Origin of the sequence: Amycolatopsis granulosa (assembly GCF_011758745.1) — a bacterium.
GTDB lineage: Bacteria > Actinomycetota > Actinomycetes > Mycobacteriales > Pseudonocardiaceae > Amycolatopsis_E > Amycolatopsis_E granulosa.
The window spans coordinates 689,180-710,007 of sequence record NZ_JAANOV010000001.1 but is presented as its reverse complement, the minus strand read 5'-3'; the positions used below and the strand labels follow the sequence as shown (position 1 = coordinate 710,007).

Annotated in this window: 20 protein-coding genes and 1 pseudogene; 12 read left to right on the top strand and 9 right to left on the bottom strand. The window is 69.1% G+C overall.

Features of this window, described 5'->3' with window-relative positions:
• Window positions 1-93: 93 nt before the first annotated feature.
• From FHX45_RS03495 to FHX45_RS03475, 5 genes are read right to left on the bottom strand one after another with little or no spacing between them, the layout of a single operon-like run.
• Window positions 94-936 carry an alpha/beta fold hydrolase gene (locus tag FHX45_RS03495; RefSeq protein WP_167096567.1) on the bottom strand — a complete coding sequence of 281 codons (843 nt, stop codon included), beginning with the start codon at window positions 934-936 and terminating at the stop codon, window positions 94-96.
• Complete coding sequence (locus FHX45_RS03490; RefSeq protein ID WP_167096565.1) at window positions 929-1,675, bottom strand: enoyl-CoA hydratase-related protein; 747 nt, start codon at window positions 1,673-1,675, stop codon at window positions 929-931. The genes FHX45_RS03495 and FHX45_RS03490 overlap by 8 nt, the downstream gene beginning before the upstream one ends.
• Window positions 1,672-2,616: an NADP-dependent oxidoreductase gene (locus FHX45_RS03485; protein WP_167096563.1), complete on the bottom strand. Its 945-nt coding sequence runs from the start codon at window positions 2,614-2,616 to the stop codon at window positions 1,672-1,674. The genes FHX45_RS03490 and FHX45_RS03485 overlap by 4 nt, the downstream gene beginning before the upstream one ends.
• 12 nt (window positions 2,617-2,628) lie before the next feature.
• Complete coding sequence (locus tag FHX45_RS03480; protein ID WP_167096561.1) at window positions 2,629-3,348, bottom strand: hypothetical protein; 720 nt, start codon at window positions 3,346-3,348, stop codon at window positions 2,629-2,631.
• A 10-nt stretch (window positions 3,349-3,358) separates the two neighbouring features.
• Window positions 3,359-4,213 (bottom strand): alpha/beta fold hydrolase, encoded by an 855-nt coding sequence (locus FHX45_RS03475; RefSeq protein ID WP_167096560.1) that lies wholly within the window; start codon window positions 4,211-4,213, stop codon window positions 3,359-3,361.
• Between the two features lie 159 nt (window positions 4,214-4,372).
• On the opposite strand from FHX45_RS03475, the gene FHX45_RS03470 reads away from it, so the two are divergent.
• Window positions 4,373-5,194, top strand: coding sequence for an alpha/beta fold hydrolase (locus FHX45_RS03470; protein ID WP_167096559.1), 822 nt, complete (start codon window positions 4,373-4,375; stop codon window positions 5,192-5,194).
• 43 nt (window positions 5,195-5,237) lie between these two features.
• Here FHX45_RS03470 and FHX45_RS03465 read toward each other — a convergent pair whose 3' ends face one another.
• Complete coding sequence (locus FHX45_RS03465) at window positions 5,238-5,690, bottom strand: winged helix-turn-helix transcriptional regulator (protein ID WP_167096558.1); 453 nt, start codon at window positions 5,688-5,690, stop codon at window positions 5,238-5,240.
• A gap of 54 nt (window positions 5,691-5,744) precedes the next feature.
• Here FHX45_RS03465 and FHX45_RS03460 point away from each other — a divergent pair, with 54 nt between their 5' ends.
• A complete protein-coding gene (locus FHX45_RS03460) occupies window positions 5,745-8,456 on the top strand; it encodes an AAA family ATPase (protein WP_208405785.1) in 2,712 nt (903 codons plus the stop codon).
• Between the two features lie 58 nt (window positions 8,457-8,514).
• On the opposite strand, the gene FHX45_RS03455 is transcribed toward FHX45_RS03460, so the two are convergent.
• The gene (locus FHX45_RS03455) at window positions 8,515-9,132 is read right to left on the bottom strand and encodes a TetR family transcriptional regulator (RefSeq protein ID WP_167096557.1); all 618 of its coding nucleotides are present in this window, start codon (window positions 9,130-9,132) and stop codon (window positions 8,515-8,517) included.
• A 157-nt stretch (window positions 9,133-9,289) separates the two neighbouring features.
• On the opposite strand from FHX45_RS03455, the gene FHX45_RS03450 reads away from it, so the two are divergent.
• From FHX45_RS03450 to FHX45_RS27910, 7 genes and pseudogenes are all read left to right on the top strand, one after another.
• On the top strand, window positions 9,290-10,822 hold the full coding sequence (locus tag FHX45_RS03450; RefSeq protein WP_167096556.1) for an AMP-binding protein: 1,533 nt from the start codon (window positions 9,290-9,292) through the stop codon (window positions 10,820-10,822).
• Between the two features lie 42 nt (window positions 10,823-10,864).
• Window positions 10,865-11,857, top strand: coding sequence for an LLM class flavin-dependent oxidoreductase (locus FHX45_RS03445; protein ID WP_167096555.1), 993 nt, complete (start codon window positions 10,865-10,867; stop codon window positions 11,855-11,857).
• 79 nt (window positions 11,858-11,936) lie between these two features.
• Window positions 11,937-12,692, top strand: coding sequence for an SDR family NAD(P)-dependent oxidoreductase (locus tag FHX45_RS03440; protein ID WP_167096554.1), 756 nt, complete (start codon window positions 11,937-11,939; stop codon window positions 12,690-12,692).
• 864 nt (window positions 12,693-13,556) lie between these two features.
• Window positions 13,557-13,793, top strand: coding sequence for a hypothetical protein (locus tag FHX45_RS03435; protein WP_167096553.1), 237 nt, complete (start codon window positions 13,557-13,559; stop codon window positions 13,791-13,793).
• Between the two features lie 81 nt (window positions 13,794-13,874).
• A complete protein-coding gene (locus tag FHX45_RS03430) occupies window positions 13,875-14,378 on the top strand; it encodes a WapI family immunity protein (RefSeq protein WP_208405783.1) in 504 nt (167 codons plus the stop codon).
• 47 nt (window positions 14,379-14,425) lie between these two features.
• A complete protein-coding gene (locus tag FHX45_RS28690; RefSeq protein ID WP_167108336.1) occupies window positions 14,426-14,614 on the top strand; it encodes a transposase in 189 nt (62 codons plus the stop codon).
• A gap of 602 nt (window positions 14,615-15,216) precedes the next feature.
• Window positions 15,217-15,418: pseudogene (locus FHX45_RS27910) on the top strand (aldehyde dehydrogenase family protein); the annotation flags it as partial.
• Window positions 15,419-15,681: 263 nt separating this feature from the next.
• Here FHX45_RS27910 and FHX45_RS03420 read toward each other — a convergent pair.
• Window positions 15,682-16,260, bottom strand: a complete 579-nt coding sequence (locus FHX45_RS03420) for a helix-turn-helix domain-containing protein (RefSeq protein ID WP_167096552.1) — start codon at window positions 16,258-16,260, stop codon at window positions 15,682-15,684.
• A 53-nt stretch (window positions 16,261-16,313) separates the two neighbouring features.
• Here FHX45_RS03420 and FHX45_RS03415 point away from each other — a divergent pair, with 53 nt between their 5' ends.
• On the top strand, window positions 16,314-16,931 hold the full coding sequence (locus FHX45_RS03415; RefSeq protein ID WP_167096551.1) for an ABC transporter ATP-binding protein: 618 nt from the start codon (window positions 16,314-16,316) through the stop codon (window positions 16,929-16,931).
• 65 nt (window positions 16,932-16,996) lie between these two features.
• Entirely contained in the window at window positions 16,997-18,226 is a 1,230-nt protein-coding gene (locus FHX45_RS03410; RefSeq protein ID WP_167096550.1) for a hypothetical protein, read from the top strand.
• A gap of 562 nt (window positions 18,227-18,788) precedes the next feature.
• On the opposite strand, the gene FHX45_RS03400 is transcribed toward FHX45_RS03410, so the two are convergent.
• Window positions 18,789-19,421 (bottom strand): HD domain-containing protein, encoded by a 633-nt coding sequence (locus tag FHX45_RS03400; RefSeq protein ID WP_167096549.1) that lies wholly within the window; start codon window positions 19,419-19,421, stop codon window positions 18,789-18,791.
• 70 nt (window positions 19,422-19,491) lie between these two features.
• On the opposite strand from FHX45_RS03400, the gene FHX45_RS03395 reads away from it, so the two are divergent.
• Entirely contained in the window at window positions 19,492-20,463 is a 972-nt protein-coding gene (locus FHX45_RS03395; protein ID WP_167096548.1) for a GlxA family transcriptional regulator, read from the top strand.
• Window positions 20,464-20,828: the final 365 nt, after the last annotated feature.

Below are 20,828 nucleotides of genomic sequence, written 5' to 3'. Positions count from 1 at the left end.
CTCCCGGCCGGCCCGTGACCGAGCCGGTGCGGGTGCCCGGGGATCGGCGTGAGCTCGCGCATCACGGTGGGTGCGCCGATCCCGTGCGTGTGCTCAGGACAGGAACGTGTTCACCTCGCCGGCGAAGTCCTCATGGAACTGGAAGAGGAATCCGTGCCCGCCGTTGGCGTAGAGCACGACCTTGCCGTCGGGCAACCGCTGCGACATCGCATAGGAGTGGTAGGCGTGGGTCATCACGTCGTGCGCTCCGTTGGCGACCAGCACCGGCATGGTCAGCTCATGAAGCCTGTCCCACGCGGCGTTCTTGCCCGCCGACCAGTCCAGGAGCGCGCCCAGCTGCGCTGCGCCACCTCCCGGGGAGACGGAGATCCCGGACGACGCCAGTCGCGGTTCCAGCCGGCGCAGCGACGCGCGCCCCGCTTCCTGGGCCGAGGGAGTTTCGGGGAAGAAGAGGTACAGGAAGTCGTCGTCGTCATTGACCGGCTTGGGCAAGATTTCCAACGTCTTCTGCGGCGCTCGGGGCGCGCCATCCACCTTGCCGGGGTTGCTGCCCGCGACGATCAGCCGCCGCACGAGCCCGGGCCGGGTCAGCGCGACCGACTGCGCCACGAAACCACCCATGGACCAGCCCATCAGATCGATGGTGGTCAATCCCAGCGCGTCGATGAAGTCGAGCGCTCCGAGCGCCATCTCGCCGATACTCGCGGGCACGGTCCCCGACGAGAAGCCGACACCGGCGTTGTCGAAGATGATCACCTCCCGGTCCGCGCAGATCTCGTCGAGGAACGCCGGGTCCCAGTGGTCGATGGTGCCGCGGAAACGCATGCACAGAACCAGAGGTACGCCGCCGGAAGGTCCCAGCCTGCGATAGGCGAACGTCACCGGACCGGATTCTACGTATTCGGTCTTGGCGACGTCGGCACGGTAGTCAGGCATTGCTGTCCTCCCGCAGGGCGGTGTTGTTCGCGCTGAGTGCGCGGAACAGGCTCTTCTCGAGTTGCTGAGCGTCGGCGAACGGCATCCGGGATCCGGCGACGATGGAGCGTTTGGCCGAGCTCAACGCCGCGGCGGGCGCGGCGGCGACCCGCCCGGTCCAGCGCAGCACCTCGCCGAAGAAGTCGTCCCCGGGCAGGAGGAGCGTCAGCCAGCCGACGCGGACGGCCTCGTCGGCGTCGAAGGTCCGGCCCGTCAGGACGGCGTCCGCGGTGACGCCGGGGCCGACGAGCCGGGACAGCCGGACGGTGCCGCCGCCACCGGGGATGATCCCGACGCTCACCTCGGGTTGCTCGAGCCGGGCGCCGACCGAACCGATCCGGACGGTGCAGGCCAGTGCCAGCTCGTTCCCGCCGCCGGAGGCCAGGCCGTCGATCGCCGCGACGGTGGGCTGCGGGATCTCTTCCAGCAGGCGCAGCGCCCTGTCCCAGCTGCCCAGCTCTTCCGGCGGTACCAGTCCCTTGCCCGCCCGCTCCAGGTCCGCCAGATCCGCGTGGTTGACGAAGTAGCCCGGTGTCCCGCCGGCGAGGACGACCACCTTGATGCCTTCCGGTTCGGCCGCGCAGCGTTCCAGCAGATCTCCCAGCTCGAGCAGCGCGGCGAAATCGATCAGGTTCACCGGCGGGCGCCGGAAGGTGAGCACGGCCACCGCGCCGTGCCGGTCGAAGCTCCACCCGTTCACCGGTCGGTCCCTCGCGGCCCGGTCGTCAGCACCACTTTGCCGCCGGCACGGCCGGATTCGATCAGTTCGTGCGCCTGGACGACATCGTCGAGCGGGAAGGCCCGCGCGACACGCACCGTCAGCCGGCCGGCCTCGACCAGCCCGGTGAGGGCGGTCAGCCCGCCACGGTCCGGCTCGACGAGGATCTGCGACGTCCGCACACCGCGCCCGGCCGCAGCGTCCCGGACGCGGCCGGAGACACCGGAGGGCACACCGATCAGCCACCCACCGCGCTTGATGGCGGGCAGCCACCGCAGGTCGCTGTCCTCGCCGACGAGTCCCAGGTGGATGTCCACACCGGACACGGTTGCGTCCTCGTCGTGGTAGTCGATCACCTCGTCGGCACCGAGATCCCGCAGCAGGTCGTGCTTGCCCGCCGCCGCGGCGCCGATCACGTGCGCGCCGCGTGCCTTCGCGATCTGCACCGCCAAGTGCCCGACGCCGCCCGCCGCGGCGTCGATGAAGACCCGCTGTCCCGGCTGGACGTCCGCGATGTCGACCAGGCTCTGCCACGCCGTGAGCCCGGCAAGCGGCAACGCGGCGGCTTCGGTGAACGACAGCCCCGCGGGCTTGCGCACGAAGTGCCGCGACGGTGCGGTGACGTACTCCGCGTAGGCATTGGCCGGTCGCGGGAACCACGGCATCCCGAGGACTTCGTCACCCTCCCGCACGCCGGTGGCGCCGAAGCCGATCTTCTCGACGACCCCGGCGACGTCCCAGCCGACGGTGAACGGTGGCCGGGAGAGAAACCCGCCGCCCCGGCGCACCTTGAGATCGACCGGGTTGATGCCGGCGCCCTCGACCCGGACGAGCACCTCCGTCGGGCCGGGCTCGGGGCGGGGGGCGTCGGTGACGCGCAGGACTTCCGGTCCCCCGAGCTCCTGCTGGGTCACGATCCGCATTTGCGTCACTCCTCAGTCGATCTTGATGTCGGTCAGTTCGATGGACACGACGAGCTGCTCGGGCACCGGCCGGTTGTTCTCGTCGCGGACGTAGATGAGCCGGGTGCGGGGCACGACGATGCCGTCGATCTCGTCGAAGCCCGACACGTAGTGCGCGCCGGGGGAGCCGCCGGCGATGTCCACCTGGTAGTCGCGGCGCCGGATGAGGCCGTCGTCGTCGATGTAGAGCACCTGGTGCGGACTGTGGGTGGCGATGGTGTCCGGATAGCTCACGTGCAGCCGCCGCCAGCGCCGGCCGTCCTCGGACCAGGGCTCGCCTTCTTCGGTGTGCACACCGGGGAAGGTGAGGTTGAACGGCTCGGCGGTGTAGGTCCACATGGCATAACCGGTGAAATACGCCAATTGCAGCGCGGTCCACGGCGTTTCCAGGGTGTGCCCGGCGAACGACGAGCGCGGGTCGTCGAGCACTTCGACGACGTCGCCGCTGGTGGTTTCGATGCCGACACGACCTGGTGTGTATGCGGTTTTCAGGCCGGGCCCGGTGAACGGCCACAGGGAGGTGCGCTGCTCCTTGAGCCACACCGTGATCCCGCCGTCGTGGACGATGCCGGGAACCTGTTTGATGTCCCAGATCGCGCCACCGAAGTGCTTGTGCGCGGTGACGGACGTCACCGCTTTCCAGCGGTCGTAGCCGCCGTAGGCCTGCAGGGTCCGGTCGAGAAGGTCTGTCATCGTGTTGCTCCTAGCGGCCGAGGAACTGACGGATGTGGTGGCCGAATTCCACCGGGTACTGGTCGAGGAAGCCGTGCCCGGCGTCGGTGTAGATGCGGATTTGCGCGCCACGGATCTTGTCGGCCAGCAGGTAGCTGTTCTTCGTCGACATCATGGTGTCGTTGTCGCCGTTGGCCACCAGGGTCGGCTGGGTGATGGCCGACAGGCGTTCCAGCTTCGCCGATTCCGGGATTCCCCACGTCATCAGCGCCTGGTACTGGGCGTCGCGGCACGCCAGCGTGGTTTCGGCGTCGCGGTCCACCGTGCGGGCCCGGGTGCGTGCGAGGTACTCCCATCCGCGCCGGGTGCTGTGCTCGGATCCGGAGAAGAACAGCGCGATGAAGTCCTCCGGCGTCGTCACGTCCCCGCACGCGTAGGCGTAGACGTCGTCGGACCAGCGGTGCAGATCCGGTGCGCCCTGCGCAGCGGTGCCGGCCAGCACGAGCCGGCGCGGCAGCCGCGGGCGCACCAGCGCGATCTCCTGGGCGATGTGGCCGCCCAGCGAGAACCCGAGCAGGTCGACGATGTCCAGTCCCAGCGCGTCGATGAAACGCAGCGCGTCGCGGGCCATCTCACCGACGGTGTCGGGCGTGGTGCCGGTGGATCGCCCGACACCGCGCAGGTCGACGGTGATCACCTCGCGGTCGGCGGCGAGGACGTCGAGCAGCGCCGGGTCCCAGTAGTCCAGATTTCCGCGGAAATGCTGCAGCAGCACCAGCGGTGGCAACGTGGCCGACGGCGAACCGAATCGGCGGTAGGCGAAGGTTTCGTTCCCCACGTCGACGCGGCGGTTGGCCGCGTCCGCGCTGCCGGTGGTGGTCGTCATCGCACATCTCCTCATGAGCCGGTGTCCGACCACCACACTGACCGAGGCCGGGCCTCCCGGGTATCCGCAGGATGACCACGGTTTCGTGCCGACCGCGCGGCGGAATCGGTAGTCAAGTGACGTATGGCGGCATCGGGGTCGGCGCCCCAGACTGAAGGCATGCCATATTTCGAAGGTTCCGACGGTGCTCAGCTGTACTACAAGGACTGGGGGAGCGGTCCGCCCGTGGTGTTCAGCCACGGCTGGCCGCTCAGCTCGGATGCGTGGGATGTCGAGCTGAAGCTTCTCGCCGACAACGGTTTTCGCGCCATCGCCCACGACCGGCGCGGTCACGGCCGTTCCGAGGACACCTGGACGGGTAACGACATGGACACCTACGCCGCGGACCTCGCCGCGTTGGTGGACGGTCTGGGGTTGTCGGACGTCGTGGTGGTCGGGCATTCCACCGGCGGCGGTGAGGCGGTGCGCTACGCGGCGCGCCATGGCGCGGGCCGGGTCCGCAAGGTGGTCACGGTCGGCGCTATCCCACCGGTGATGGTGCGTTCGGACACGAATCCGGAGGGGACTCCGCTGTCGGTGTTCGACGAGATCCGCGCCAACGTGCTCGCGGACCGGTCGCAGTACTGGAAGGAACTGGCGCTGCCCTTCTACGGGTTCAACCGGGAGGGCGCGGTCCTGTCGCAGGGGCTGGTCGACCACTTCTGGCTGCAGGGCATGCACGCCGGGCTGGCGCCGGCCTACGACTGTGTGCGTGCGTTCTCCGAGACGGACCTCACCGACGATCTGAAGGCGCTGGACGTGCCGATCCTCATCGCCCACGGCGACGACGATCAGATCGTGCCGATCCACGACGCCGCAGCGAAGGCGATCGAACTGGTCCGGTACGGCACGTTGCGGGTGTATCCCGGTGCGTCACACGGCATTCACGGCGAGTACCAGAAGCAGCTGGGCCGCGATCTGCTCGAGTTCATCCGGAGCTAGCAGGACGGCGCCCGGGCAGCCGCTGTGCCGCCCGGGCGCACGGCTATCCGGGAGGACGTTCCACCAGGCCGACGCCGGCCGGCGGGACGCTGCTGCCGTCCGGGCGGCGGAAGCCGACACCGACGGGTTCGCCGGTTTCGGTGTCGACAACGCGGTAACCGCTGCTGGCGGACCGGGCCAGGTGCACGTGTCCCCACTGCCCCAGCGCCGCCAGTACCGGCACGAGGTCGCGTCCGGCGTCGGTCAGGACGTAGCGGATGCGCGTGCGGTCGCCGGGCCGCTGGTAGTCAACCGACTCCAGGACGCCGGCCGCCACCAGCTGGGACAGCCGGGCGCTCAGGACATCGGAGGCGACGCCCAACCGCTCCCGGAACTCCGAGAAACGCGATCGTCCCAGCATGGCCTCGCGAACGATCAGGACGGCCCACCGCTGGCCCAGCACCGACATGGCGCGCGCGATGGGGCAGGCGTCGTCGGACCACGGGTCGATGCGCATCGTCACAGCGTAGCTGGGTAGGTCAGACCAAGCCAGCGTGCTAGCCTGGCGAGAGTGATATTCGGCCGATCAGCGGAACTCGCCGTGCTCAGCGAGGCGCTCGCGTCGATTTCCGAAAGCGGTTCGGCGATCGTGATCGACGGCGAGGCGGGCATCGGCAAGTCCACCCTGCTGGCCGCCGTCGCCGACCGGGCAACGGCCGACGGTTTCCGCCTGCTCGGGTGCTCGGGCGTGCAGAGCCACACCGAGGTCGGGTTCGCCGGGATTCACGAACTCATCCACCCGCTGCTGGGCGAGGCCGCGGAGCTGCCGCCCCGCCAGCGCGGCGCCCTCATGACCGCGTTCGGGCTGGAGGACGGGCCTGCTCCGGACCGGTTACTGGTCAGCCTCGCGGTGCTGGGCCTGCTGGAGGAAGCCGCGACCCGGCGGCGTCTGCTGCTCGTGGTCGACGACGTGCAGTGGCTCGACCAGTCTTCACTGGACGTCCTGGCCTTCGTCGCTCGCCGGCTGACCAACGCGCCGTTGATGCTGCTGTGCGCCGAGCGTGCGGGCCCCGGCTCGGCAGTCCGTCTGGAGGGGGTACGGCGGTTGCCGTTGACCCCGCTCGAGCCCGGGGATGCGCGACAGCTGCTGGCGCACACGCTGCGGCACTCGCCGCGTGAGATCGACGTCCACCTGCAGCAGCGGGTGCTGGAACAAGCGAGCGGCAACCCGCTGGCCGTCATCGAGCTGAGCGCGGCGCTCGGGGAAAGCCGCAGCCGCACTGTTGCGTTTTCCGGCGAGCCGCTACCCACCAGCCAGCGCGTCGAACGAGCCTTCCTGACCCAGCTCGAGGCCCTGCCCGACGGCAGTCGCCTGCTTCTGCTGTTGATCGCGGCCGCGCAGGGGTCGGTGTCCGAGGTCCACGCCGCCGCGCGCAGCATCGGATTGGGTTTCACGGAGGAGCTGGCGCCGCTGGAGCGGGCCGGTCTGGTCACCGTCGGCGGCGGCCACGTGCACGTACGGCATCCGCTGCTCCGCTCCACCGCGTACGGGGCTGCTCCGCTGTCGGCACGCGCGATCGTCCACCGCGCCCTGGCGGACACCACAATCGATCCGACCCGCGCGGCGTGGCACCGGGCCGAAGCGGCCTTCGGCCCCGACGAAGAGGTGGCGGCCGACTTGGAGCGCGCGGCCGAACTGACCCGGGCGCGAGGTGCGGGGGCCGAGTCGGCGGCCGCGTTGCGACGAGCGGCGCTGCTCTCACCCGCGGTCGAGGATCGAGTGCGGCGGCTGGCCGCGGCCGCCGACGTCGCCCGCGGTGCGGGCTTGACGGCGGAAGCCATCAGCATCCTGCAGGAGGCGGAACCGCTCGCCGAGGAGCAGTCAGGCGCGCAACCACTGGCGATCACCAGGTTCGTGCTGAACGTGACCGCGGCGATTCCGGGTCAGCCGGCGGACGCACTGGTCGCGTTGGCCGGAAAATACCCCGACGGTGACGACAGGCAGCGCGAGCTGTTGTGGGCGGCGGCGATCGAATGCCGCATGCGCGGCCTGGCCGAGGGACCGCGGCAGGCCATCGTGACGGCCATCGGCAGCCTCGACATCCGCGACGACCCGTTGATCGACATCGCCATGGCACTGGTCGACGACGTCGGCGACGGACTGCGGCTGCAGGAACGGCTACCGGCCCTCATCGACCGCGTCGGTGCCAGTCCGTTGTCGGTGATGTCCCTCGCCTTCGCCGCCGAGGCGGTCTCGGACCGGGCCAGCGCGCTGCGGTGCTGGACACTTGTGCGGGACCAGTCCCGGCGCCGGAACTCCTCGGCCGACGAGTGCGAAGGCCTGCGCGGTTCGGCGCACCTGCTGGTGCAGCGCGGGAGCCTGCAAACGGCGGTGATCACGGCGCAGAACGCGCTGCGGATGGCCGAGGACATGAACCTGCCGATGACCGCGGCGTCCGCGGCGGCGATCCTGGCCCGGGCGCTGGCGTGGCAGGGTCACACCGAGCGTGCGCGGCCAGCGCTCGACCGGGCCCGGCAGTTGCTGGCAGCGGATCCGGGGATCCTCTGGAACGACGACGCGCACTGGGCGGCGGGGCTGGCAGCGCTGTGCGCGGCGAACCACACCGAAGCACTGCACCATCTGCTGCGGATGTCGGTGCACCGGACAAGCCGGCGATGGGCCGTCGCGGATCTGGCCGAGGCGGCGGCCGGATGCGATCGGCCGGACCTGGTGCGGCCGATCCTGGCCGACGCCGAAGAACAAGCCCGGCGACTGGGCACCCCGCTGGAAAGCCTCCTCGTGCACCGGGCTCACGCGTTGCTGGCCCCCACCGACGCTGAAGCCGAGGATCACTTCAGGGCCGCGTTGACCGGGAGCGAGGGGCTCGACGCCGACCTGGAACTGGCCCGTACCCAGCTGCTCTACGGGGAATGGCTGCGCCGGCGTCGCCGGATCGTGGATGCGCGCACCCATCTGACCACCGCGGTGACCGCTTTCGGCTCGGCCGGTGCGACGCCGTTCACCGACCGCGCTGCCGCCGAACTGCGGGCCGCAGGCGTGGCGGCGCCGGGCGCGGCGAGGGTCGGACCCTCGGCAACCTTGACCTCACAAGAGCTGCAGATCGCGCAACTGGCCTCCTCCGGATTGACCAACCGCGAGATCGCCGACCGGATCTACGTGTCGCACCGGACCGTGGCCGCACACCTGTACAAGGTGTTCCCGAAACTGGGAATCACCAGCCGGAGCCAACTGCACGCCGCCCTCGGCGACGCCGCGCACTAGCCGTCCGCCACGTGGTGGCCCAGACTGGTCGCTGGAGATCGCGAGCAGCGCCGAGCGGTCAGACGAACAGGCGCGGCAGCAGGTCGCGGGCCCCCTCGCGGAGGTCGTCCAGCGCCGTTCCGGAACCGGCGAGGTGGCGCAGCAGCGCCTGCTGGAACAGCCCGTCGAACAGGGCGTAGGCCTGGGAGGGTGAGCAGGTCGGGGAGATGTCGGCCAGGTCGGCGTAGGCGCAGACGACACGCCAGATCATGTTCTGCAGGGTGCCGTCGATCTCCGCGACGTCGTCCCGGAAGGCCTCCTCGAACATCGACTGCGAGCGGAGGTCGTACCAGAGCCGGTGCATGAGCGGCGCCTCCGCGAGAGTGGCGGACAGTCCGTGTCCGCAGGCGGCGGCCAGGTCGGCGGGACTGGACGCCTCGGCCAGGAGGTTCTCGTAGCGCTGCACGCAGGAGGTTTTGTAGCGCCGCACGCAGTAGGTGATCAGCTCGATCTTGTCCGCGAAGTAGTAGTGCAGCAGTCCGTGCGAGAACTCGGTGTTGTCGGCGATCGTGCGCAGGCTCGTGCGGGCGTAGCCGAAGTCGGCCAGGGTGGCCAGCGCCGCGTCCGCGAGCTCGCGGCGGCGGTCCTCAAACTTGTCGACGCGGGTTCGCCGCCGCGCGGCTGTTGAGCTGCTCACGCCACGACGATACCCATCGAGCGTTTTCCTGGCCAACTGTCCAAAGAAATCTTGACAACTGTCCAAAGATGAGAAACAGTCCTGCCAGGCCCCCGACGGTGGTGGCCGCACTCCCGAACCGGCCCTTCCCGCGCCCCAGCGACCGACGGAGACAACGGTGTCCCTGACCTTCTACCTGGACAAAGGCGCTTCCCTCGACCCGGACGCCCCCTGCCTGACGCTCGACGGGAAGTCACTGACCTACGGCGAGGTCGCCGACCTGTCGCACGCGGTCGCCAGGGCGCTGCGGCGCTCGGGTGTCGCGCCCGGGGACAAGGTCGGCATCCTCTCGGCCAACGATCCGGCCGCGTTCAGCTGCGTGTTCGGCATCGCGCGGGCGGGCGCGGTGTGGTGCCCGATCAACCCGCGCAACGCGGCGGGGGAGAACGCCCAGCTTCTCGACCTGTTCGACTGCTCGGCGCTGATCTTCCAGCCGGCTTTCGACGAACTGGTCGCCACGATCGCGCCGCGCCTGCCGAAGCTCACCACCCTCGTCCGGCTGGGCGACGGCGACGAGCTGGCGGCGGGCTTCGACGCCTGGCTCGACGCCGCGCGCGGCGACCCTTCAGCCGAAGCGGCGCCGCCCGGTGACGTCGTGGCCTTGGTCGGCACCGGAGGCACCACGGGACGCCCCAAAGGCGTCATGCTCACCGACCGCAATCTCGAGGCGATGTCGGCCATCACGCTGATGAGCTACCCGTTCGACGGGCGCCCGGTGTACCTGGCCCTGGCGCCGCTGACCCACGCGGCCGGCGTGCTGTGCTTCCCGGTGCTGGCCCGCGGTGGCGAAGTCGTGATCATGGCCAAGCCCGACGTCGGCCGGTTCCTCGAGCTCATCGAGCACCACCGCGTCACCCACACCTTCCTCCCGCCGACGCTGATCTACATGGTCCTCGGTCACCCCGCGCTGGAGGGGACGGACCTGTCGTCGCTGCAGTGCTTCTGGTACGGCGCGGCGCCGATGTCGGCGGCCAGGCTGGCGGAAGCGCTGGATCGCATCGGGCCGATGGCGCAGCTCTTCGGCCAGTCCGAGGCGCCCATGATGATCTCGACGATGTCGCCCGCCGAGCACCGCAACGCCGACGGCACGATCAACACCGCCCGGCTGTCCTCCGCTGGCAGGCCATCACCGCTCGTGACCGTCGCCATCCTCGACCAGCACGGCCGGCCCGTCGCGCGCGGGGAGCGGGGGGAGATCTGCGTACGCGGGTCGCTGGTGATGGCCGGCTACTACAAGAACCCGGACGCGACCGCGGAGGTCTCCGCCCACGGGTGGCACCACACCGGCGACATCGGGTTCCTCGACGAGGACGGCTACCTGCACATCGTCGACCGCGCCAAGGACATGGTCATCACCGGCGGGTTCAACGTCTACTCCGCCGAGGTCGAGCAGGCGCTGATGGCCCACGACGCCGTGCGTGACTGCGCGGTGGTCGGCCTGCCCGACGAGAAGTGGGGCGAACGGGTCACCGCGGTGGTCCAGCCCCGGCCCGGCACCGAGATCGACCTCGACGAGCTGACCGCCTTCGTCAAGGACCGCATCGGCAGCGTCAAGGCGCCCAAGCAGATCGAGATCTGGCCCGATCTGCCGCGCTCCACCGTCGGCAAGGTCCTCAAGACCGAGATCCGTTCCCGGCTCAGCACCCGCTGAGGTACCAACCGCCCGTTCACGCAGCTGCAAGGAGGCCGCACCGTGAAGCTCGCACTCTACCTGCCCAACTTCCGCGACAAGGTGACCGTCGAGGAGCTGGCGGACCTCACCGCCCTCGCCGAGGACCTCGATTTCGACTCCGTCTGGACGCTGGACCGGATCGTGGTCCCCGAGTCGTCGGACCGCCAGGAGATGCAGTACGCCTTCGGGATGATCGAGGGCTTCCCCAAGGGCCTGCCGGTGTCCTCGCGGGGGCAGTGGTTCCAGGGCATGCCGCTGATCCCGTGGCTCGCCGCGAAGACGTCCAGGGTCCGGATCGGCATGAGCGTGATCGACACCCCCTACCGCGCGCCCGGTGTGCTCGCCGCGGAGCTGGGGACCATCGACCACCTCTCGGACGGCAGGCTCAACGTCGCGCTCGGCGCGGGCTGGATGCCCGAGGAGTTCGCCGCCTCGAGCGCCTCGCACATCTTCCCCAAGCGCAACAAGCACGTGCGCGAGACCATCGAGGTGATCCAGGGCATCTGGAACAACGACGTCTTCGAGTACCACGGCGAGTTCGCCGACTTCGAGCGGTGCGGGTTCGGCGCCAAGCCGCTGCAGCAGCCGCACCCGCCGATCTTCTTCAGCGGCCTGAAGGACCCCAAGCGGGCGGCGAACCGGGTCGCGAAGTACGGCCTCGCCGGCTGGATCGGCATCCAGGACTCGCCCGAGGACATCCAGCGGTGGCGCGGCGAGATCCAGCGCGAGCTCGACGAGCTCGACACCGCACGCTCGATCGACGACCTCGAGATCAGCAGCATGATCTGGTTCGTCATCACCGACCAGGACATGGACCAGACGCCCATGGGCAAGGGCACCAACCTCCTGGCGGGTTCCGCCGCGCAGATCACCGACATGCTCAAGCGCTACCGGGAGGCCGGCTTGACGATGCCGATGCTCTGGCCGCCGTTCGCGGACGTGCCGGTCGCCAAGACGCTGGACGACCTCAAGCGTCTCAAGGAGGAGATCATGCCGAAGGTCGAGGCCATGTAGCCGACCGCGACGACCGAGAGCCCCATCCCGAGGTTCCGCGCCGCGGCGCCTCCCGCACAACGAAGTGAGAGGAAGACAGATGTCCGAGCTCGAGGGTAAGCGGGTCTTCGTCACCGGGTCCGGTGCCGGCATCGGCAAGGCGATCGCGAAGCTGTTCATCGAACGGGGCGCGCGGGTCGTGGTCAGCGACATCGACGCCGAGGCGGCCAAACGGGCGGCCGGCGAGATCGGCGCCGCGGGCGTCGCGAACTGCGACGTCACCGACGAGGGACAGGTCCAGGCCGCGATCCAGCAGACCGCCGACCTCCTCGGCGGCCTGGACGTCCTGGTGAACAACGCCGGGATCGAGATCTCCTCACCGCTGCTGCAGCAGTCGACGGAGAGCTTCGACAAGATCTACGCCGTCAACGTGCGTGGTCCGTTCGTCGCGATGAAGGCCGCAACACCGCACCTGGTGGCGTCCAAGGGCAACGTCGTCAACATCGCCTCCATCGCCGGCATCGGCGGCAGCCCGCTGCTCGGCTCGTACTGCGCGACGAAGGCGGCGCTGATCCAGCTCACCCGGGTCGCGGCGGTGGAGATGCGGCCGGCGGGCGTGCGGGTCAACGCGGTCTGCCCCGGTTTCGCCGACACCGCCATGGTCGAACGGCTGGTGCCGGACTTCGAGGCGGCGACCCAGGTTCCCTTCGGCGATCTCGTCGCGATGAAACAGGGCAGGCTCGGCACCCCCGAGGACATCGCCGAGGTGGCGGCCTTCCTCGCCTCCGACCGGGCGACGTGGATCACCGGTAGCCACTACGTCCTCGACGGCGGGCTCACCGCGTCGCTCGTCTGAACCCCGCCGGGTGGCGGGCCTGTGCGAGGAGACCGCCAGCCTGGCGCGCGCAGGGACGTGCGATGGGCGGTCGCGATCAGCCGGCGTTCGCGGTCCGCGGGCGAGCTCGCTGACCGATCCCCTGTCCGGCGATCTTCGCCGTCGGCCGGCCCGCCGGTGCGCTGTTCGGAATTCTGCTCATGCTGGTGTTCGCATTCACCACGCCACCGTCGGTCGTTCACACGCCAACCAGGGTGTGCTGTTCGGCTTCGTAGGACAGGAAACCGCGGGCCACCACCATGCTGGTCGACGTCGGCGCCGCGACCCACCTCGCCGACGGTCAACACGAGCGTTCCGCTCGGCGTGGGTGGGCGTGATGGTCGTCCGCGCCCTGCCAGCGGTGCGTCGGGCAGAACTGACACGGGTGGGAGGGCTCCCGGCCGAGGTCGCCAGAACCCCGGCTCCTCGACCGGGAGCCCCGCTGTCAACCCCTGTGAACGTCCCGGTTCAGGTGGGGATGACATCCAGAGCATGGCACGTGCCAGCTGTGCACAGTTGTTCGGTCGCTCCTCGCCGCACCCTGGTTCGCTTGGGTGCGTTTCGATCGCGCTGTGATGCCTGTGGGAAGGCAGTTGGCGGTCGGTCACGAGTGCTGCCGCACCGAGGTGCTGGATCAAGACCGCCCCGTCGTCTATGTCATGTTCGTCTAGCACTAAAGACGAGCGGTGCCTGGGGCATCGGCGTAGTCGTGCACGGCCCGTGCAGCGCCCAGGGCGTCACGAGTGAGTTCGCCGGCTTGGGTGCCGCGGCGCTGACCCGCGCGGTGCCAGCCGGATGCGGAGAGTGCGGCCGTCGTCGATAGCTGACGGCGTCGTCGAGTGCCGCGTGCACACGATGCTCGACGCGGTGGAGGAGCCGACGGCGCGGACCGATCCGCACTCGGCGGGCATCTCCGCGCATTTCGACGGCAGGGTGGACGGCACTGGGGTCCTCAACCATGCGGAGTGGATCTCTGCGGATGCAGGTACCGAGTTCGCCGAGGGTCCAGTGCGCCGGCGGGCCCTCGGCACGGTCGGCGCCAGGCCGCCCAAGACCGGGATCGGCGACAACGGTACGTTCTGAGGCGGAGTCAACCCCAACTCGACGGGGGTGCGCACAAGTCATTATCAATGAATTTGGTGACGTCGTAACGGTGATGATAAAATGAGTGATGAGCAGTATAGGAATGATACGCCGTCCGTAACGATCGGCTCCTCGGCCGGTGGTAGCCTGACGATTAGTGTTGTTGGTCGTATGCATCCAGAAGCCATCGATTTCGATGATGGGAACTGGTTGCTGAGTCCGGTGGAGGTTGTTGTCGGCCACTTCTCGGCTTGCATTCCGGCAAGTCTTCGAGCTGACGAATTGCGCGCTTTCCGAACGGGCCTCTCAGAAGTCTACGAAAATTTCGGAGGTATCGCACGGCTGCAGTCAATGGAGGGGTGGCTAAGTCTCGCTGCAACGGTGCACTCGTCCGGGCGCGTCGAAATTGACGGCGAGGTCATCGATTCCATCGGCAGTCGGAACAAGCTGATATTCCGCCTCGACGGTATCGATCAGTCTTATCTTCCTGGCATAATCGATTCGTTACTGTCTATCGAGAATGAGTTTCCAGTCAGAGGTGAGGAGCAGAGGCTCCGGCGGCTTCGTGAACAGAAGCCCCGGTAGGCCGGGCGGAGAAGCGGTTGCTGGGCGCGCGGAAGATTTGCTGAACCATCGCCGAGCATGTCAGGGACGCGAAACCAGACGGCCTGCAGCAGCTGTTCGCCCGGGCGGCGTGGGATGCCGACGTGGTCCGCGACCACCTGCGTGGCGACGCGTGTGATCCCCTCGGCAGCCAGGGCACGGTCCTGATTGTTGGCGAGACCGGGGACCTGAAGAAAGGCCCGATGCCGTCGGCGTGAAACCGCCAATACGCCGGATCTGCCGCCCGGATCGAGAACTCGCAGGAGGAAGCTCGCGAAAGCAAGAACGGACCGCTTGTCGAGCCTTTACGAAACGCTCAACCTAGCTGTCCGTTACGATCGCGACTCTCAGGCTGTCAGGTGACCATCCAACCGGCGATTCGGGTGAATAGTGTGCGTGTCCGAGGGGGGATCGCGCTTTCGTCGCATTCATGGGCAGAATGCGTGTTCCTGTGACAGAACATATCTCGGCAACGCAACCAAGCGCTAGTCGGATGTTGCGTTTGCGATTGTCGAGAACGTGCGAACGAGGGGGTTTGCACGGCGAGCGGCCAACCAGCGGCGCGCAAAGTCCGGGGCGGCGATCTCACCGCTCGTGAACGACTCCAGCAGCCGGACCTGTTCGGCCAGTGCCGAACCGGGATCGACATCCCGGGGCGAGGCCAGTACCGGCCGCGTGGGTGTCAATCGGGCAGCCACGTCAGGCAAACTGCGATACACCTCCTGCAGCCGCATCGCATCGTCGCCGAAGCGCCTACGAGCACGGTCCACGGGACAGCGCCGGTGAGGAATTGATGGGTGCCTGCGATGAGAGAGTACCCTTCGCCGGATCCGGTGAGGCAGCCCGCCGTTTCCAGCGCGGCGTGCAGGTCGGCATGATCGCATCAACGTCCCGATCCCGGTGCCGATGGCGTAGTACAGCTTCGGTGGCTGGGAAGGACTCCCCGTTTGGGGGAAAGCGACATCCACGGTCCCGAGGGCGTCGGCTTCTACACACGCGCGAAGGTGATCACCAGCCGCTGACCGCAGGCCGCGCAGACCTCGGACGCGAGCACGCACGTCCCGACCGCCGGCTGAGAACCGGGGAGGACACGTCCCTCCACCGAACCGCTGCCGGGGTCGTCGATGTGGACACGACGATCCCCGGCAGCACCCACACGACTGCGAGCAGAATCGCCCAGCCCGCCCCGGTGTGCATGACCGCGAAGACCGTGAGCACGGTGGCGGTCGGTCCATGAGACACGCCAGGCCGTCGTGTGCCGCTGGCCGGTGCGCTGCCGGGCCGGTCAATCCTGGGTGGAGCTGCGCCGATCAGGCGGGTCGAAGTCGTCGTCGGCGGGGAACACCTCCATCGCCAGCAACCTGGTGCGGCGACCGGGCCGCGGTTCGTTCTCCAGGTACCGCCGGATCAGCTTGCCGATGCCGCGGAACAGTTCCTCGTACTCCTTGTCGTCGAGCCGCAGCGCGAACTCCTGGAACAACGTCCCGTCGGCCGCGATGTCGATCTTCCCGCGGCCGAGGTACCGGTCGAACTCGCTGAGCAGGGTGGACAGGAACGTCGCGAAGTATCGGAAATGGTCATCCGCGCTCGCCCCCGCGACATCCTCGGAGCCCAGCGGGGCCGCTCCCGGCCCGAGTGCGTACACCCGCTCGACCGTGCCGCGTACCCGGTGCTCCGCGACGACCCGGATGATCTCGGCCTCGGCCATCAGCGTGAGGTGCCGGTACAGCGTGGCCTTGGGCACGTCCGCGAGTTGCGCCGCCAGTTGCTTGACGGTGCGCTGGTGACGGGCGAGCACCCGGATGATCCGCATCCGGACCGGATGCAGCATCAGTTCGGCACGACCCCCCTCAAACGTTCTCATAAATAAGAATGATACATTTTCTTGGACTGGTGGTCGCGACAAGGGGGTATCGGATGTCGATCGAGGCGCGAGGCCTCGGCGTGGTGGCCGGTGACACGGAGTTGTTCGAGGGGCTCGATTTCACGGTTTCGCCGGGGGAGTGCATGGTGGTGAGCGGGCCGAATGGCGCCGGCAAATCGACCCTGCTGCGCTGTGTGTACGGCTCCCAGCCGCTGACCTCGGGAACGGTGACTGTGTTCGGCAGCCTCCCTGACGAGCGCTCCGCCGAGTTTCGCCGCAGGGTCTCGGTACTGCTGGACGACTCCGCCGTATTCGAAGAGCTCACGCCGCGTCAGCACATGGACCTCCTCCTGCGGTCGTTCCCCGACGCCGCGGCCCTGGCCGATGTGGAGGGCCTTCTCGCGACCGCCGGCCTGGCCGGGCGGCTGGATCTGGCCGCCGGCGCGTTGTCGGCGGGACAACGGCGTCGTCTCCTGCTGGTGGCGGCGTTGGCCCGCCCGCACGAGGCGCTGCTGCTCGACGAGCCGGAACGAGCTCTGGACGACGCCGGGCGGGAGTGGCTGGCGGGTCTGATCGAGAAGGACACCGCGGCGGGGGCGGCGGTGATCGTGGCGAGCCACCACGAAGCACTCGCCGACGAGGTCGCTCACTCCGTACTGGAGTTCGCGTGAGCCGGTTGGGGTTGACCTCGGAAGAGGTCGCGGACCGAGTTGTAGCGGGTGTCATCCTGGTCGCCTTGTTGGGCTCCCCGTTCTACGGCGGCGACGCCGTGCGCGATCAGCTGCTGGGCGCGCGGGCCCCGGCGCCCCTCGCGGTGCCGGCGCTGTTGTGCCTGAGCCTCGCCCTGGCGTGGTGGTCGACGTTGCGCCGTGGGTACCTTTGGGCCGATCCCGCCGCCTTGACCTGGTCGGACTTCGACGGTTCCCGGCCGGCGACGCTGCTGCGGCGGCTGCGGGTGGGGTGGGCGCTGCGGTTCGCCGTGGTCGTCTACGCCGTCTGTGCGGGCGGGATGCTCCTGGGCTGGCCGGGGCCGGTGCTCGCCGCCTGTGGGGCACTGTTCGCCGCGGTGACGGCGCTGGCGTTGGTGGCCGCAGCGCGGGCGCCGGGTCCGCTGCTGCGCCTGCTCGAACAGCTGATGCCGCTGGTGCTCACCGTCTTCGGGTTACTGGTGGCCTCCGCTGTGGTGAGCACGGTGGTCCTGTGGGGCCTGGCCGCGGTGGCGACGTGCGCGGCGGTCTTGCTGACCCGGGGCCGGTCGCTTCCGTCGATGGCCGGGCGGCGGGAACTGGTCGAGCGGTACACCGCACGCATGGTCCGTCGCACCTCGGTGAGCTTTCTCGACGTATGGACGCTGCTGCCGCAGGGGCGGCCGCTGAAGTGGCGCGGGGCCCTGGCCGGGAGCCCGGTGGTGGTGCGGTTCGTGTTCGCGGGGGTGATCACCCGCGCGCGGTCGCTGTTGTTCGCGTTGATGCTGGCGCTGACCATCGCGGCGCTGCGAAAGGCGTTCCCCGGCGCGAACCCGGTGTGGTGGGTCGGCATCGGCGCGTACCTGGCGGTGCTGCCGTTCTCGGCGCCGATCGCGCAGCTGAACCGGAGCCCAGGCCTGCGACGGTGGCTGAGCAACGGAGACCGCGTTCTGACCGTGACCGCTGCTGGGATACTCCTCGTGGTGGGGGCGTTGTGGTTCGGTGTGACCCTTGCGCTCGGTGTGCCGTGGTCGACGATGTCAGCGCTCGCCGTCGCGGTGGGAGTGGCCGCGGTGGTCCGCAGTGTCACCCGGTCCCCCATCGACTTCCGGAATCTCGGCATCGTCGCCGTCGAGGGGGTGCTGTTGCCGGTGGGCCTGCTGACGCAGCTGGCGCGCGGTCCCGAGGTGCTGGCGCTCGGGCTGCTCCTGCTTGGCAACGGCGTCGCCTTCGCCGCGCCGATCGCCATCGTCCTTTGTGTACTGGCCATCCTCTTCTGACCGCGCCCTGTGGTGGAGAGGCGACAATCCCGTGCTAAGCGTGATCCTTATCCTCCGGATGCCTGCCTTGGAGCGCTCGGCGACGAGCAGTACGGTGTCGCCGCCGGCACGCAGCAGGGCGGACTGGGTGAAGACCTCCCAGGGTCCTACGATGTCCAGCTCATCGGCCTCGTCGAAGACGAGCAGCCCATAGATGGTCATGCCAACTCCCTTGCTCAGATGGTTTATCCGGGATTTGTGGCGAGCTCCCGAGTCGAGCGGAACCGGGCCCGGTAGTCGGGCGGCGCGACACCGAGCCTGCGATGAAGGTGCGGGGCAGGGTCTCGGCCGTGGCGAAGCCGTAGCGCCGTGCGATGGCCTCCACCGGTTCGTCGCCCTCGACCGGGAGCGCTGCGCCGCGTCGACGCGCACCTGCGCGGCGTAGGACGCCGGTGGGATGCCGAGTTCGGCGGTGAATCGGCGCTGGAAGCGGCGAGGGCTCACCGATGGCGTCAATGACACGCATCACGCGGATCGCGCCATCGACTGTGACCACCACTCCGCGCCGCTGGGCCCGTTGGTGTCACTCCCCCCAGGGGCAGGACGCGGCAGCGAGTTCCAAGGTGGTGACCCCGTCGGTCTGGCGCTCACGCAGGAGTTCGCCGCCCAGCGAGTACCGGGGCGCCGCGGCGTCGGACCGGGCGGCCCGCTCCACGATCGCGTCGGTCAGTGACCGGACCATGGCGAGCCGTGGATAGGCGGCGTGGATCTCCTGCTCCCAGGCGGATACGACCTTGGCGTCGCGCCCGAAATCGATGCCGATGCCGCCGCGGGTCAGCCGGGCCAGAAGGGAGCGGCGCTCGGCAATGCCGGGCGAGGTGTGCAGAGCGATCGCCTCCCAGACGCGGTCGACATCCGCCTCGGCGACGCCATGCTCGCGCAGTACCTCGGCCGCGAGATCCGCGCCCTCCACCTCGAAGCGGGCCTCGCCGTGTGCGAGCGCGCCGACGCCAAGATCATGCATGACAGTCGCGGCGAAGAGGAGGTTCCGATCGTAGGCGGCATCGTCCAGGCGCCCCTCGTGTTCGGCGAGGAGTTGCGCGAAGAAGAAGCTGCGCACGCTGTGATTCGCGATCGATGGACTCTCCGAGGTCCGTACGACGGCGAGGACGGCGTCGGCCATAGGGCCGCTGGGAAATTCAAGCGAGAACGTCATAACCGCACGCTACGAACAGCGTCAGCACACCAACAGTGGCCCGAGAACCCACCGTCGCTAGGATCGTGCCATGTCGGCAATCGACGTCCACCGCGTCGCGGTACTGGTGCTTGAGGGGGTCCTCGCGCTCGACCTGGGCATTCCGGTCCAGGTGTTCGGGCCGGATCCCCATTACGACGTCACCGTCTGCTCCGCCGCGGCCGCCCGGCCGGTGCACAGCGGTGGCTTTACGGTGACCCCGTCCCGCGGCCTGGAGGCACTGGAGGATGCCGAGACCGTGGTCGTCCCGGGCTATGAGGACCCGGAGGCGCTGTTGCCCGCAGCAGCCCTGTCCGCGATCCGCCGCTCCCACGCGCGAGGAGCGCGACTGGTCTCGATCTGTACGGGCGCGTTCGCATTGGCCGCCGCCGGCGTGCTCGACGGCCGCCCCGCGACGACCCACTGGCAGGAGACCGAGCGCCTGCAACGCCTGTATCCACAGATCGACGTCCTGCCGAACCGGCTGTACGTCGACGAGGGCGACGTCCTCACTTCTGCCGGAGTCACCGCCGGCGTCGACCTATGCCTGCACATCATCCGCAAGGACCACGGTGCCGCGGCTGCCAACGCTCGCGCGCGACGACTCGTGGCCCCACCACAACGCGCGGGCGGCCAGGCGCAGTTCATCGAGCGCTTCCGGCCGGCGGCGCGAGGCGACGACCTCGCGGCGATCAGGAGCTGGATGCTCGAGAACCTCGACCACCGTCAGACCCTCGACGCGTTGGCACACCGCGCGTCCATGTCCCGCCGCACGTTCATCCGACGCTTCCAGCAGGAAACAGGCAACTCACCGATGGCCTGGCTCACCAGCGCCCGCATTGACTGGGCGCGCGAACTCCTGGAGGCGACAGACGTGCCCGTCGAACGGATCGGCCGCCTCAGCGGACTCGGCAGCCCCGCCGCGCTCCGGGCAGCTTTCCACCGGCACGTCGGCACCTCCCCCCAGGAGTACCGGACCCTCTTCCAGCACAGACGAGAACCGGGCCGAGCCGCGTGCCACTGACTCCAGTGCCCCACCGCTGTCGGGGATGCGTCTCGGGGGACTGTGGAACGTTCGGGTCTGTTCCGTAGTCGGTGGTGACAGCCGCTGGTATTGAAGCGCCTCCAGGCCGCGGTGGAGGCGGGCGTTGATCCCGCGGCGTTGGTCGACGCGATCAACGAAGCCCAAGCCCAGCGGGCGGCCGCGAGAGCCGAACTGGAAGGTGCACCGGCCCCGACGGCCGTGACCGACGCCGAGATACACGCCATGATCGACTCACTCGGTGACGTGAGGGCGAAGCTGAAGGAAGCCGAACCAGGAGCGCTCAACCAGTCGTACGGCGAGCTCGGCGTAGGGCTCCTCTACCAACCTGAGGGGCGCACCGTGGT

Bases quoted from the DNA above. Each gene is read 5' to 3' on its own strand.
- FHX45_RS03495 (WP_167096567.1), bottom strand. From the start codon at position 936: ATGCCTGACTACCGTGCCGACGTCGCCAAGACCGAATACGTAGAATCC.
- FHX45_RS03485 (WP_167096563.1), bottom strand. From the start codon at position 2,616: ATGCGGATCGTGACCCAGCAGGAGCTCGGGGGACCGGAAGTCCTGCGC.
- FHX45_RS03480 (WP_167096561.1), bottom strand. From the start codon at position 3,348: ATGACAGACCTTCTCGACCGGACCCTGCAGGCCTACGGCGGCTACGAC.
- FHX45_RS03475 (WP_167096560.1), bottom strand. From the start codon at position 4,213: ATGACGACCACCACCGGCAGCGCGGACGCGGCCAACCGCCGCGTCGAC.
- FHX45_RS03470 (WP_167096559.1), top strand. From the start codon at position 4,373: ATGCCATATTTCGAAGGTTCCGACGGTGCTCAGCTGTACTACAAGGAC.
- FHX45_RS03465 (WP_167096558.1), bottom strand. From the start codon at position 5,690: ATGCGCATCGACCCGTGGTCCGACGACGCCTGCCCCATCGCGCGCGCC.
- FHX45_RS03440 (WP_167096554.1), top strand. From the start codon at position 11,937: ATGTCCGAGCTCGAGGGTAAGCGGGTCTTCGTCACCGGGTCCGGTGCC.
- FHX45_RS03430 (WP_208405783.1), top strand. From the start codon at position 13,875: ATGAGTGATGAGCAGTATAGGAATGATACGCCGTCCGTAACGATCGGC.
- FHX45_RS03420 (WP_167096552.1), bottom strand. From the start codon at position 16,260: ATGAGAACGTTTGAGGGGGGTCGTGCCGAACTGATGCTGCATCCGGTC.
- FHX45_RS03415 (WP_167096551.1), top strand. From the start codon at position 16,314: ATGTCGATCGAGGCGCGAGGCCTCGGCGTGGTGGCCGGTGACACGGAG.
- FHX45_RS03400 (WP_167096549.1), bottom strand. From the start codon at position 19,421: ATGACGTTCTCGCTTGAATTTCCCAGCGGCCCTATGGCCGACGCCGTC.
- FHX45_RS03395 (WP_167096548.1), top strand. From the start codon at position 19,492: ATGTCGGCAATCGACGTCCACCGCGTCGCGGTACTGGTGCTTGAGGGG.